Origin of the sequence: Enterococcus sp. AZ077 (genome assembly GCF_051714965.1) — a bacterium.
GTDB lineage: Bacteria > Bacillota > Bacilli > Lactobacillales > Enterococcaceae > Enterococcus_B > Enterococcus_B hirae.
Window position 1 is genome coordinate 541,453 of sequence record NZ_JBIOSX010000001.1, and the last position, 13,113, is coordinate 554,565.

13 protein-coding genes and 1 other annotated feature are annotated in these 13,113 nt (G+C 38.9%); of the genes, 12 read left to right on the top strand and 1 reads right to left on the bottom strand.

Annotated features, from left to right (window positions below):
• Window positions 1-118 precede the first annotated feature (118 nt).
• Window positions 119-1,081: a TDT family transporter gene (locus tag IGL28_RS02470; protein ID WP_034699625.1), complete on the bottom strand. Its 963-nt coding sequence runs from the start codon at window positions 1,079-1,081 to the stop codon at window positions 119-121.
• Between the two features lie 318 nt (window positions 1,082-1,399).
• Here IGL28_RS02470 and IGL28_RS02475 point away from each other — a divergent pair, with 318 nt between their 5' ends.
• The 12 genes from IGL28_RS02475 to sufB all read left to right on the top strand — a co-directional run bounded on the left by IGL28_RS02475 (window position 1,400) and on the right by sufB (window position 12,925).
• Window positions 1,400-2,218, top strand: coding sequence for a LysR family transcriptional regulator (locus tag IGL28_RS02475; protein ID WP_081127756.1), 819 nt, complete (start codon window positions 1,400-1,402; stop codon window positions 2,216-2,218).
• Window positions 2,219-2,392: 174 nt separating this feature from the next.
• Window positions 2,393-3,589: an FtsW/RodA/SpoVE family cell cycle protein gene (locus IGL28_RS02480; RefSeq protein ID WP_010719984.1), complete on the top strand. Its 1,197-nt coding sequence runs from the start codon at window positions 2,393-2,395 to the stop codon at window positions 3,587-3,589.
• 5 nt (window positions 3,590-3,594) lie between these two features.
• Entirely contained in the window at window positions 3,595-3,951 is a 357-nt protein-coding gene (locus tag IGL28_RS02485; protein ID WP_010719983.1) for an arsenate reductase family protein, read from the top strand.
• Between the two features lies 1 nt (window position 3,952).
• Window positions 3,953-4,291 carry a glycine cleavage system protein H gene (locus tag IGL28_RS02490; RefSeq protein WP_010738390.1) on the top strand — a complete coding sequence of 113 codons (339 nt, stop codon included), beginning with the start codon at window positions 3,953-3,955 and terminating at the stop codon, window positions 4,289-4,291.
• A gap of 88 nt (window positions 4,292-4,379) precedes the next feature.
• Window positions 4,380-4,649, top strand: a binding site (T-box leader).
• A gap of 76 nt (window positions 4,650-4,725) precedes the next feature.
• Window positions 4,726-5,760: a methionine ABC transporter ATP-binding protein gene (locus tag IGL28_RS02495; protein WP_010738389.1), complete on the top strand. Its 1,035-nt coding sequence runs from the start codon at window positions 4,726-4,728 to the stop codon at window positions 5,758-5,760.
• Window positions 5,753-6,439, top strand: coding sequence for a methionine ABC transporter permease (locus IGL28_RS02500; protein ID WP_010719980.1), 687 nt, complete (start codon window positions 5,753-5,755; stop codon window positions 6,437-6,439). The genes IGL28_RS02495 and IGL28_RS02500 overlap by 8 nt, the downstream gene beginning before the upstream one ends.
• Window positions 6,440-6,462: 23 nt before the next feature.
• Window positions 6,463-7,311, top strand: coding sequence for a MetQ/NlpA family ABC transporter substrate-binding protein (locus IGL28_RS02505; RefSeq protein WP_081127758.1), 849 nt, complete (start codon window positions 6,463-6,465; stop codon window positions 7,309-7,311).
• A gap of 455 nt (window positions 7,312-7,766) precedes the next feature.
• The gene (sufC, locus tag IGL28_RS02510; protein WP_010719978.1) at window positions 7,767-8,537 is read left to right on the top strand and encodes a Fe-S cluster assembly ATPase SufC; all 771 of its coding nucleotides are present in this window, start codon (window positions 7,767-7,769) and stop codon (window positions 8,535-8,537) included.
• A 13-nt stretch (window positions 8,538-8,550) separates the two neighbouring features.
• Window positions 8,551-9,840 carry a Fe-S cluster assembly protein SufD gene (sufD, locus tag IGL28_RS02515; RefSeq protein WP_438843880.1) on the top strand — a complete coding sequence of 430 codons (1,290 nt, stop codon included), beginning with the start codon at window positions 8,551-8,553 and terminating at the stop codon, window positions 9,838-9,840.
• Window positions 9,837-11,072 carry a cysteine desulfurase gene (locus IGL28_RS02520; RefSeq protein ID WP_081127760.1) on the top strand — a complete coding sequence of 412 codons (1,236 nt, stop codon included), beginning with the start codon at window positions 9,837-9,839 and terminating at the stop codon, window positions 11,070-11,072. The genes sufD and IGL28_RS02520 overlap by 4 nt, the downstream gene beginning before the upstream one ends.
• The gene (gene sufU, locus IGL28_RS02525; protein ID WP_010719975.1) at window positions 11,059-11,529 is read left to right on the top strand and encodes a Fe-S cluster assembly sulfur transfer protein SufU; all 471 of its coding nucleotides are present in this window, start codon (window positions 11,059-11,061) and stop codon (window positions 11,527-11,529) included. Before IGL28_RS02520 ends, sufU begins: the two co-directional genes overlap by 14 nt.
• Window positions 11,530-11,533: 4 nt before the next feature.
• Window positions 11,534-12,925, top strand: coding sequence for a Fe-S cluster assembly protein SufB (gene sufB, locus IGL28_RS02530; protein WP_010719974.1), 1,392 nt, complete (start codon window positions 11,534-11,536; stop codon window positions 12,923-12,925).
• The last annotated feature ends 188 nt before the right edge of the window (window positions 12,926-13,113 follow it).

The following is a 13,113-nucleotide window of genomic DNA, read 5'->3' on the forward strand; positions in this document are numbered from 1 at the left end:
AACTCAAGAATATCCTTGATAATAGTAGCACTATTCGTTTTGATTGACAAAGTTTAAAAACGCAAAAAATCTTCTGCCTTTTTCTAAATTTGAAAAAGACAGAAGAATAACATCTTAATTAAATTTCTTTAGGGACATATTTATTTGTGTTTCCATGCTCTTTGAACAAGAAGCGGATATAATGACCTAATACATAAAGCACCATTCCAGTAGCGATTACTAATTCAACCAGTTTCAAGACCGTTAAAAAGCCAGTAGCGATCCCTAATGAATGAAAGTAATTTACAGCACAAAACATAGCAGTTGCAGAAATAACTAGTGGAAAGGTAAAAGCAGCGTAGCTTGGATAAAAATGTAGTTTAAGTAATCGTGGTAAAAGAGATAGCACGATAAAATATAAAGTTTGCGAAAGGATAAATAAGGCAACGACTAAATAAAAGGAAGGTTGCGCAAAGTTTTTCAAATAGCCAGTTAAACAAAGCGATCCCGGAGCTGCAACGATCGTGATCAATGGTAGTGTAGGATGTGCCATGTTTTTCACGAAAAATACCCGATGGATGATGATTGGCAATAAGAAAACGTAACAAGCTAGAGATAGCCAAAAGAATAGTTGGCCAATGAATGGGAAAAAGTTTCCAGCAGTTACTGTAATTACCCCGAAACCAACATAAATAATGAACCAACTTGGATAAATGACTTCCAGTGATAAGTCTGCTTTGATTACATGATGGTAAGTAAAGTAAACAACTAAAATCACTTGTAGAAGGACAGCGCCAAGCCAGATGATCCGAACGATTGGTAAAAGGTGCGTAAATGGAACAAAGTAAGTACAAATAACCATTAATGACATCGTAAAAGTCGGTGAAACCGAGGCAATGATTGGATCATGTAATGTTTGTCTCGTATGTTCAAATAATAGGAACAATTTGCTAAACATTAGGATCATGAGAATCATACTAATCCCACCAATGATATTCCCTAGATGAATCCAATGATATTCTTTAAACAGATTACCTAGCGAAGCTAAACCTAGAATGAGCCCACAAATCGGGACAGGAATAAGTTTTAAAAAATTCTTCATTAATTGAATTCTCCTTTTCATAAGATGAGTGTGTTGTCTAAAGCTCAGAACAAAATGATCAGTCAGGTGGAAAGGTTGATAGTAGGTTGCATAAATAATTATGAATGACTATTTATTGGGAAATAAACAAATCGGTAGCCCTGACTGATCATTAAGAATACAAGTAACGATCTTTTTATGTCTGAGCGAGATCGAAACATTCGTTGCTTTTCAATCTCATATATTGTGCGTTACATTTACTATTATAGTCATTTCATGATATATTTAAATCAAATAGTTGATATAGTTACTATAAAAAAAAATTATGGAAGTGATCGCATGCTGAAATTGTTAACAACTTTTCGTGTCGTATACGAAACAAGAAATTTTTCTCGAACAGCCGAATTACTTTTCTTATCTCAACCTGCTGTTTCAAATCAAATCAAACAGCTGGAAAGAGAATTAGGAGTGATTCTCTTTGAGCGAAATGGTCGGAAAGAAATGAAGCCGACAAAACAAGCAGATCTACTCTACGAACGAGCGTTAGTTTTATTAGAGGAGTGGCAAGAAACACAACAACAATTACTAGATGAACAAAATGAAGAAGAAGTTTGCCGAATCGTTGCTTCTCACACTTTTGCCGTCTATCTGTTACCAAAATTGTTGAAAGATTTGCTTTTGAAATATCCTAAAATTAATTTTGTGATTGCCTATGCCAATTCTCATGATGCGTTGGAACAAATAGCAAAACACGAGGCTGACTTTGGTTTTATCGAAAAACCTTTAGAAACTTCTGGTGTTCAAAGGTTTTCATTGATGGAGGATGAACTAGTGATTGCGGGGGATCCTGACAGTCAGTTATGGTTAGTTCGAGAAACAACTTCTGGAGTTTTTCATTATACGCAACGGTATTTTGAAGAAAAAAATATCCATGGGAAAAAGTTGTTAGTAAAAAGCAACGAAGTCATTGCCGCTCTTTTAAAAGAAGGAGTAGGACGTTCGATTTTATCAAAACGTGCGGTGCCACCAGAAGTACCAACCGAGAAATTAGCGTATCATCGAAATTTTTATTTGATCCAGCGAACAAATTTAGTTTCAGAGAATTTACAAGCGATTGGTAAAGAGATCTTGAGATATAATGAACGCTATCAAAAATGATTCGTCAGAACGTTATCTGTTATCTCGATGATGGGTCTGACTGAAGAGCAGCAAGGCAGATGATTAGATAAGAATAATTTTAAGTTTTCCCAAATGTATTTGCTTTGGCTTTCAATTATGCCGCTAGACCGCTATAATATAGAACAGTATGGTTTTTAAGAAAAGGGATGAAACATGGAAAAAAAAATAAAAGCTTCTAATAATAATCGTGATAATCGCATTGATTATGGCGTCATATTACCAGTCTTCTTATTATGTTTGATTGGATTGCTTTCTTTATATGTCGCGCTGAGTCATGATCCTAACCACCCTTCGGTAGTAAGAGGTGTTGGGATGCAAGCGATTTGGTATATCGTGGGCTCAATTGCTATTGTCGTGATTATGCATTTGAATTCCAAATGGATCTGGAAATTAACACCTTATCTCTATGGTTTTGGTCTAATTGTAATGGGACTCTTGTTAAAGTTTTATGACCGCAACCTCGCCCAGTCGACCGGTTCCAAAAACTGGTTTAGTTTTGGTTCCTTGACGTTTCAGCCAGCAGAGTTAATGAAAATTGCTTATATTTTAATGATGGCGCTGATCGTGACAAAACATAATACTCAGATGAAGGAACGAACGCTCAAATCAGATTTTTGGTTGATCGCCAAGATGTTGATTGTGACGCTCCCGGTTTTAGCCTTGATTATGGCACAAGATGATTTTGGGACCATGCTGGTATTCTTAGCAATTTTTGGTGGAGTTTTCTTAATGTCTGGTATCTCTTGGCGCATTATCGTGCCCGTAATTGCTTTGGCAGTGATTGTCGGTGCTGGAACGATCTTTTTAGTTACCACAGAAGGCGGAAGAGATTTATTATATAAAATCGGGTTTAAATCTTACCAGTTTGCTCGTATCGATTCTTGGCTTGATCCATTCCATGACACGACTGGGATGAGCTATCAGCCAGCACAAGGGTTGCTTGCAATAGGAACTGGTGGATTATTAGGTAAAGGATTTAATGTAAGTAATATCTATGTACCTGTTCGTGAATCAGATATGATTTTCACCGTGATTGGTGAGAATTTTGGGTTTATCGGTGGCGCATTCGTCATCTTCTTGTATTTTATTTTGATTTATCGTATGATTCGTGTCTGCTTTGATACGAACAATGAATTTTATGCTTATATCGCCAGCGGCTTGATCATGATGCTCTTGTTCCATGTATTTGAAAATATTGGTGCTAATATTGGACTCTTACCATTAACAGGGATTCCCCTGCCATTCATTAGTCAAGGTGGATCATCGATCCTTGGAAATATGATCGGTATCGGTTTGATATTATCCATGAGGTATCAAAATGAGGCGCCTGCGAAAACTTCTAGGAGGTAACACTGTTGTATCGTTTTTATTGGTATCCGAAATGTTCCACTTGCAAAAAAGCGAAAGCTTGGTTGGATGCGCATCATGTTGATTATCAAGTAATTGATATGATTGCTAGTCCACCATCGGAAGAAATGATCACAGACTGGTTGGAACATAATGAGATTCCATTACGTCGTCTGTTCAATACTAGTGGCATGAAGTATCGGGAAATGGGGCTAAAAGACCAAGTGGCTGATTTTTCGATCAATGAAGCTAGTCGCATTCTTTCAAGTGATGGGATGTTGATCAAACGTCCCCTGATCGTCAAAGGCAAACAACTCGTCGCAATCGGTTTTAATGAAAAAATATACGAAGGAGTATTGATATAAAATGGCTGGGAAACACTTGAAGAAAAAAGATAACCTTTGGATCTTATTTAATGGGAAAGAATATTGTGTCGGTTTAACTAATGAAGCACAAAAAGAATTAGGTGATATCACATTTGCCAATTTGCCAAAAGCTGGTCAGTCTTATCAAATCGGGGAGCCTTTGATCGAAGTGGAAGCTGAAAAAGCGGTCAGTGAATTTGCTAGCCCGTTAAGCGGTACGGTTTCTTCCGTGAATGAAAAAATCAATGAAGATATCAATGTCTTAAATGATCAAGATGAAATGAATGCTTGGCTTTTAAGCTTTAAAGAAGTCGATCCAACAGAATTTGAGAAATTATAAGAGTTAGCAATTTTCAGAAAATTTTAAAGAAGTAACCGGTAAAATGTTGACACGTTATTTTCCAACTGCTATAATCAGAACAATCATAAATAAAGCTTTGAAAAGAAGAGTACATGTCACAGACGTTCAAAGAGAGCCCTGATTGCTGAAAAAGGGTAACGGAAATGAGATGGAAGATGGTCTTAGAGCAGAGTAGGTGAGCCTTGCAAACTTACTACGGGGGTGCCCGTTACAGCACAACGGTATACGGGCATGATTATGATGAAAGAACGATGACCCAAGTACTGGTAAAGGTTGTTATTGTGAGATAGCAGCAAATCAAGGTGGTAACACGGAAGTTTCAGCTTTCGTCCTTTTGCTAAAGCAAGGGGGCGGAAGCTTTTTTGTTTCCTACTTGATCTCCATGTAAAAAATAAAAGAAAGATGTGAGCGATATGTCATTGATCCAATTAACCAATGTTGAGAAAACATTTGGTGGCAGAAATGGAACGATCCAAGCGGTAAATGATGTTTCATTAACTGTTGAAAAGGGTGATATTTACGGCATCGTTGGCTATTCTGGAGCAGGTAAAAGTACACTTGTCCGTTTATTGAATGGATTAGAGCTACCTACTAGCGGAACGGTTGTTGTGAATGACCAAGAGATTACCAAACTAAAAAATAAAGAACTGAGAACATTTCGTAAAAAAATCGGTATGATTTTCCAACATTTCAATTTGTTATGGTCACGGACAGTTTTAGAAAATATCCAACTACCATTAGAATTAGCAGGCGTACCTAAAGCCCAACGTAAAGAACGGGCAGAAGAATTACTTGGATTAGTCGGGTTAGAAGGTAGAGGAAATGCCTATCCTTCTCAGCTTTCAGGAGGACAAAAACAAAGAGTTGGGATAGCACGAGCGTTAGCAAACGATCCCGAGATCTTACTTTGTGACGAAGCAACCAGTGCGCTAGATCCACAAACCACTGAAGAAGTATTGGATCTTTTATTAGCTATCAATAAGAAATTACATTTAACGATCGTATTGATCACGCACGAAATGAACGTGATTCGTAAAATCTGTAACAAGGTAGCTGTGATGGAACGAGGAAAAGTTGTGGAAGAAGGCGATGTTTTGACAGTCTTCAAAAATCCAAAACAAGAAGTAACAAAACGTTTCGTGCAACAAGATATCGAACCAGAAGCAGACTCAAAAGAATTATTGGCTGAATTGATCAAAGAAAATCCAAAAGGTCGATTAGTGACATTAGTGTTCAACGAAAAAAATGCTAACGAGCCAGTCATCTCTCAAGCCATTCGTCAGTATAACGTCGACATCAATGTCGTTTACGGTAAAATCAAACAAACAGCAGAAGGTTCTTTTGGTTCCTTAACGACATTGATGACTGGGTCAGAGAACGAATTGGATCAAGCAGAGCGGTTTATTAAAGAACAAGGTGTTGGAGTGGAGGTGATCCACCGTGGATAAAAGCTTTGCAGAAACGTATTTAGATTTTAGTCAAATCAACATGGAAACGATGAAACAAGCATTCATCGATACGCTTTATATGACGTTGGTGTCCATGGTATTAGTGACCATCATTGGTTTGGTACTAGGTTTGATCCTGTATTCGATTGGACGAAAAAATAAACCTTATGCACGAATCATTTATGGCATTGTTTCGATTATTAGTAATATCTTTCGATCTACGCCATTTATGATCTTGATGGTCTTGATCATTCCTTTCACGAAAGCAATCGTCGGAACCATGCTAGGGGCGCAAGCTGCTATTCCTGCCTTGGTACTTTCAGCTGCCCCATTTTATGCTCGTCTAGTTGAAATTGCTTTTCGTGAAGTTAGTCCTGGAGTTTTAGAAGCGGCGGATGCGATGGGTGCCAGCTACTGGGAAATCATTTGGAAAGTCTTGATACCAGAAAGCGTGCCTGCACTGATCTCCGGATTGACAGTTACTACCATTTCGATGATCGGCTTTACTGCGATGGCGGGTGCGATCGGAGCTGGTGGTTTGGGAGGTCTTGCTTGGCAAGAAGGTTACCAACGTGGTAATCTGACCGTGACATTTGTGGCAACGTTAGTGATACTAGTCATTGTATTTATTGTTCAAGGAATCGGGGACTTTTTAACAAAGAAAACAGATAAAAGATAAGAAGAAATAGGAGGATAAAGGATATGAAAAAGAAAATTATTGGATTTGCAGCAGCGGTCTTGCTGACTGTAGGGTTAGCAGCTTGTGGCAATAATAGCGATAGTAAAGGTGCTTCATCAAAAAGTGACGATACAACTTTAAAAGTAGGCGCATCACCAACACCTCATGCAGAAATCTTGGAACACGTCCAACCGCTATTGAAAGACGAAGGCATTAATTTAGAGATCGTGAAATTCGATGACTACATTTTACCAAATCAATCTTTAGCAGAAGGCGATATCGATGCCAATTATTTTCAACATATTCCTTATCTAAATAAAGAAATCAAAGAAAAAGGCTATGATTTTGTCAATGCGGGTGCTGTCCATATTGAACCAATGGGCTTGTACTCAAAGAAAATCAAAGACATTGCTGATTTAAAAGACGGCGCAACAGTGATTACTTCAAATTCAGAATCTGACTGGGGACGAATCATCACTATTTTACAAAATGCTGGCTTAGTTAAGGTAAAAGATGGCGTAGATCTAGAAACAGCTACGTTTGATGACATCGCTGAAAACCCTAAAAACTTAAAATTCAATCATTCGATTGATCCTTCTTTGTTAGCTTCTACTTATCAAAATGATGAAGGTGACTTAGTAGCGATCAATGCAAACTTTGCTTATGGTGCTGGTTTGAATCCATTGAAAGATTCTGTCTTATTAGAAGAAGACAACTCACCATATGTGAATATCATTGCCACACGTAAAGGTGATGAAAATAGCGAAAAAATCAAAAAATTACTTGAAGTCTTACACCGTGAAGACGTTCAAAAATGGATCGAAGACAAATGGGGCGGTTCAGTCAAACCTGTCGCAGCTGATGCCAAATAAGCACTTCAAAAAATAGAGTTGAACAAAATCAAATGTTCATCTAAAAAATAATCAAGTCGTCAAAAACATCAAAGTTAGTTGATTTTACTAGCTTTGATGTTTTTTTGCAGAGTGAATAGTGAATAAATTAGCTATCTAACCAATAGAGAACTCTCTTTATTATGGCATTTTTCAAGAAGAATTTATTAAGAACAGGTAAGCGGTAATCAAGAGATGCGTACTACATCATTCTGCAAACCAACGTTCACCTATCGTTTTACATAAAACAAATCAACATAACCAGTGATCAATGAATGCTAAAAACAGAAGTTTCTTTATAAATATTATTATCTAGTAATATTGATTTAATGATAACTCGTGAAAAAAGTTTTGATTTTAGTGGGTTATAACATTGCGCTCTATTCTCAATTAGTCTAAAATAAGTGAGAACGAAACAGAATCTGGAGGGAATTTGCATGTCTGTCTTAGAAATAAAAAATTTACACGTCTCAATTGAAGAGAAAGAAATTCTTAAAGGCGTAAACTTAACGATGAAAACAGGCGAGATCCATGCCATTATGGGACCAAATGGAACAGGGAAATCGACGCTGTCAGCCGCTATTATGGGGAATCCAAACTATGAAGTCACTGAAGGCGAGATCCTATTTGACGGAAAAAATATCTTAGATTTAGAGGTCGATGAACGGGCACGTCTAGGATTATTTTTAGCGATGCAATACCCAAGTGAAATTCCTGGGATCACGAATGCAGAATTTATGCGTGCAGCGATCAATGCCAAACGTGATGAAGACGATAAAATGTCTGTTTTGACTTTCTTGAAAAAATTAGATGAAAAAATGGCGCTGTTAAATATGCCAGAAGAAATGGCCGAACGTTACTTGAATGAAGGCTTTTCTGGTGGCGAAAAGAAACGAAATGAAATCTTACAATTATTGATGTTAGAACCAACTTTTGCCATTTTAGATGAAATTGATTCTGGATTAGATATCGATGCATTGAAAGTCGTAGCAAAAGGGGTCAATGAAATGCGTAGCGAAAACTTTGGCGCATTGATCATCACCCACTACCAACGATTATTGAATTATATCACTCCGGATGTCGTCCACATCATGATGGAAGGACGTGTCGTGATGACTGGGAATGCAGATCTAGCGAAACGACTTGAAGCAGAAGGGTATGCTGGTATCAGCAAAGAACTAGGAATCGACTATAAAGAAGAAGCGTAAGGAGGAGCGGAAAATGAAAGAAACGAACTGGCTCGACCAACTTGACGCAGTTACCAATTTTTCTTTAAGCAAAGGGGAACCTGAATGGATGACCCAATTACGTCAAGCAGCGTTAGAAAAAGCCAATCAATTACCACTTCCTCAGATCGATCGTGTAAAATTCCATCGCTGGCCATTATTCGATATCCATGAGTTCACAGACCACTTTAGTGAGACAGGAAATGTAGCTGGGTTTGACGTAATGAAAGATAACCCTGTGTTGGTGCAGGAAGGAACAAATACGATCTTTGAACAATTACCAGTGGAACTCATGGAAAAAGGCGTGATCTTTACAGATATCTTCACAGCGCTCCAAGAGCATCCAGATTTAATCAAACCATACTATATGGAAAAAGCAGTGAAAATGGATGAAGATCAATTGACCGCTTTACATGCTGCTTTCATGAACAGCGGAGTGTTTTTATATGTTCCTAAAAATGTCGTGATCAATGAGCCAATTGAGAGCTTATTCATCCAAGATGGCAAATTAGCACAGCATTTCTTTAAACATGTCTTGATCGTCGCAGAGGAACATAGTGAGTTCTCTTACTTGGAACGATTCCAAACGACTAAAGAGAAAATCCAAAAAGCTTCTGGTAATATCATTGTCGAAGTAATCGCTAAAGCTGGAGCAAAAATCAAATATTCAGCTGTCGATCAATTAGGAGAAAATATCACTTCTTATATCAATCGTCGAGGTCATATTTTACGTGATGCTTCTGTAGATTGGGCAATCGGCGTGATGAATGATGGACATGTAATTGCTGATTTTGATTCTGATTTAGTTGACGAAGGCGCCCATGCAGAAGTGAAAATCGTTGCCATTAGCTCAGGAAAACAAATCCAAGGAATTGATACGCGTGTCACGAACAAAGCGCCTCATACGATCGGACATATCTTACAACATGGTGTGATCCGAGAAAAAGGAACGTTGACTTTCAACGGGATCGGACATATCTTAAAAGGCGCAAAAGGAGCCGATGCCCAACAAGAAAGTCGAGTATTGATGCTTTCAGATAAAGCAAGAGGAGATGCCAATCCGATCTTACTCATTGATGAAAATGAAGTCACTGCAGGACATGCTGCCAGTGTTGGTCGGGTCGATCCTGAAGAAATGTATTATTTGATGAGCCGTGGTCTTCATAAAGAAGAAGCAGAACGATTGGTTATTCGAGGCTTCCTTGGCTCTGTGTTAACAGCAATTCCAGTAGAAGCAGTCCGAAAAGAGTTAGTGGAGGTTATTGAAGGGAAGTTGAATGTATGATTCTGAAAGAAATCATTCGCGAAGATTTTCCAATATTATTTCAAGAAGTCAATGATGAACCGCTCGTTTATTTAGACAATGCAGCCACTACGCAAAAGCCAATAGCAGTAATTGAAGCAATAAAAAAATACTACGAACAAGATAATGCCAATGTGCATCGAGGAGTCCACACCTTAGCCGAACGAGCAACATTTGCCTATGAAGGCGCTCGGGAAAAGGTCAGAAAGTTTATCCATGCAGCTGAAACTGCTGAAATCCTATTTACTCGTGGCACCACCACGAGTTTGAACTGGGTCGCTCGCAGCTTTGGTGAACAGTTTCTGCAAGCAGGGGATGAAATCTTAATTTCTTACATGGAACACCATTCCAATGTCATTCCTTGGCAACAATTAGCCAAAAAGACAGGAGCAACATTAAAATATATTGACTTGACTACCGACGGATTTTTAGACATGGCACAAGCAAAACAATTGATCACTAACAAAACAAAAATCGTATCGATTGCTCATGTTTCAAATGTCTTAGGTGTGATCAATCCCGTCAAAGAACTAGGAAAACTTGTCCATGAGCAAGGTGGGGTACTAGTTGTAGATGGCGCACAATCCGCTCCCCATATGCCAATCAACGTCCAAGAATTAGACTGTGATTTCTTTGCGTTTAGCGGACACAAAATGTGTGGACCGACTGGGATCGGAGTCTTATATGGCAAACGAAAATGGTTAGAACAAATGGAACCAGTCGAATTTGGTGGCGAAATGATCGACTTTGTCGACTTGTACGATAGTACTTGGAAAGAACTTCCATGGAAATTCGAAGCCGGCACACCTAATATCGCTGGAGCCATCGCACTAGGTCAAGCGATTGACTATCTCGAAAACGTTGGGTTGGACAATATCCATGATCATGAAAAAGAATTAATTGCCTATGTCTTACCTAAACTACAACAAATCGATGGGTTGACCATTTATGGTCCACAAGATCCCGCTACTCGCACAGGGGTCATCGCCTTTAATCTAGATGGCTTACATCCTCATGATGTAGCTACTGCTTTAGATATGGAAGGTGTCGCTGTTCGTGCAGGTCATCATTGTGCCCAACCTTTATTGAACTATTTAGAAGTCTCAGCGACCGCACGAGCAAGCTTTTATTTTTATAATACGAAACAAGATGCAGATCGTTTAGTCGAAGCAATTCTTGCAACGAAGGAGTTTTTCCAACATGGCACTCTCTAAACTAGATAATCTTTATCGTCAGGTCATACTTGATCATTCTTCGCATCCTCATCATCGAGGTACATTGACTGAATCAACCAGTCGAATCGAATTGAATAATCCGACCTGTGGCGATGTCATCGAATTACAAGTCGAAGTCAAAGAAGGAATCATCAAGAATATCGCATTCAACGGTAACGGTTGTTCCATTAGTACAGCCAGTGCATCCATGATGACCGATGCTGTCATGGGAAAATCTGTTGAAGAAGCAAAACAATTGATCACTGATTTCTCGCAATTAGTCCAAGGAAAAGAAGTCAAAGCCATCGACCAATTAGGCGATGCAGCAATGCTCAGTGGCGTAGCCAAATTTCCCGCAAGAATCAAATGTGCCACATTAGGCTGGAAAGCCTTAGAAAAAGCAATGGAAGAAAACGGCACTGCAACCTTCCATCATGTGCATCAGGAAGAGGAGTGAGAACATGGGTGTACCAGAATTAGAAGAATATAAATTTGGTTTTCACGATGATGTGGAACCAGTTTTCAGTACCGGAGAAGGCTTAACTGAAGAAGTCGTTCGAGAAATGTCTCGAATCAAAGGTGAACCTGAATGGATGTTAGAATTTCGTTTGAAATCCTTAGAAACATTCAATAAAATGCCCATGCAAAAGTGGGGACCAGACCTGTCAGACATCGACTTCAATGCCATAAAATATTACCAAAAACCAAGTGATAAACCCGCCCGAGATTGGGAAGATGTACCTGATAAAATCAAAGAAACCTTTGAAAAAATCGGGATTCCTGAAGCAGAACGAGCATACCTCGCAGGTGCTTCTGCTCAATATGAATCAGAAGTCGTTTACCACAACATGAAAGATGAATTTGAAAAATTAGGGATCGTCTTCACCGATACTGATTCTGCATTGAAAGAATATCCTGAGTTATTCAAAGAATACTTTTCCAAATTAGTCCCACCCACTGACAACAAACTTGCTGCTTTAAATTCAGCTGTTTGGTCAGGAGGAACATTTATTTATGTACCTAAAGGGGTAAAAGTCGACGTTCCATTACAAACATACTTTAGGATCAATGCCGAAAATACCGGACAATTTGAACGAACATTGATCATCGTTGACGAAGGAGCCAGCATCCATTATGTCGAAGGCTGTACAGCACCAACGTATTCAAGTAACAGTCTTCATGCAGCAATCGTTGAAATCTTCACCCGAAAAGACGCCTATTGTCGCTATACCACGATTCAAAACTGGTCAGACAATGTCTATAACTTAGTAACCAAAAGAGCCAAAGCTTACGAAGGTGCCACAGTCGAATGGATCGACGGCAACCTAGGAGCTAAAACAACGATGAAATATCCAAGTGTTTATCTAGACGGCAAAGGTGCGCGTGGCACGATGCTTTCCATCGCATTTGCTGGCGCAAACCAAATCCAAGATACTGGGGCGAAAATGATCCATAACGCACCAAACACTTCAAGCTCCATCGTCTCCAAATCCATCTCAAAAGACGGTGGCGAAGTCAATTATCGAGGACAAGTAACCTTCGCTAAAAACAGCGCCGGTTCCATCTCTCACATTGAATGCGACACGATCATCATGGACGAATACTCCAAATCCGATACGATCCCATTCAACGAGATCCACAACAGCCAAGTCTCTTTGGAACACGAAGCCAAAGTCTCAAAAATCTCAGAAGAACAACTCTATTATCTTATGAGCCGAGGCCTAACCGAATCCGAAGCCACCGAAATGATCGTCATGGGCTTCGTCGAACCATTCACCAAAGAACTCCCAATGGAATACGCAGTCGAACTCAACCGTTTGATCAGTTATGAGATGGAAGGGTCTGTTGGATAACAACTAATTCATTGCTCGAAACGTTGATATTAAAGCGTTTCGGGCTTTTTTTTATTTGTATTTTTAAGGGCTCTTTGTCAATAAGGACTGATAAGTTGTGTAAAATCCAATTTGGGTCAGAGTGAAGCTCATTCTGTCTCATTTTTTGTTATTTTAATTTTTCTATATTTTATCTATTAATCTCGCCA

Coding starts and splice junctions, on each gene's coding strand:
- IGL28_RS02495 (WP_010738389.1), top strand. CDS start 4,726: ATGTCATTGATCCAATTAACCAATGTTGAGAAAACATTTGGTGGCAGA.
- IGL28_RS02490 (WP_010738390.1), top strand. CDS start 3,953: ATGGCTGGGAAACACTTGAAGAAAAAAGATAACCTTTGGATCTTATTT.
- IGL28_RS02470 (WP_034699625.1), bottom strand. CDS start 1,081: ATGAAGAATTTTTTAAAACTTATTCCTGTCCCGATTTGTGGGCTCATT.
- sufD (WP_438843880.1), top strand. CDS start 8,551: ATGAAAGAAACGAACTGGCTCGACCAACTTGACGCAGTTACCAATTTT.
- sufU (WP_010719975.1), top strand. CDS start 11,059: ATGGCACTCTCTAAACTAGATAATCTTTATCGTCAGGTCATACTTGAT.
- IGL28_RS02475 (WP_081127756.1), top strand. CDS start 1,400: ATGCTGAAATTGTTAACAACTTTTCGTGTCGTATACGAAACAAGAAAT.
- IGL28_RS02480 (WP_010719984.1), top strand. CDS start 2,393: ATGGAAAAAAAAATAAAAGCTTCTAATAATAATCGTGATAATCGCATT.
- sufB (WP_010719974.1), top strand. CDS start 11,534: ATGGGTGTACCAGAATTAGAAGAATATAAATTTGGTTTTCACGATGAT.
- IGL28_RS02505 (WP_081127758.1), top strand. CDS start 6,463: ATGAAAAAGAAAATTATTGGATTTGCAGCAGCGGTCTTGCTGACTGTA.
- sufC (WP_010719978.1), top strand. CDS start 7,767: ATGTCTGTCTTAGAAATAAAAAATTTACACGTCTCAATTGAAGAGAAA.
- IGL28_RS02520 (WP_081127760.1), top strand. CDS start 9,837: ATGATTCTGAAAGAAATCATTCGCGAAGATTTTCCAATATTATTTCAA.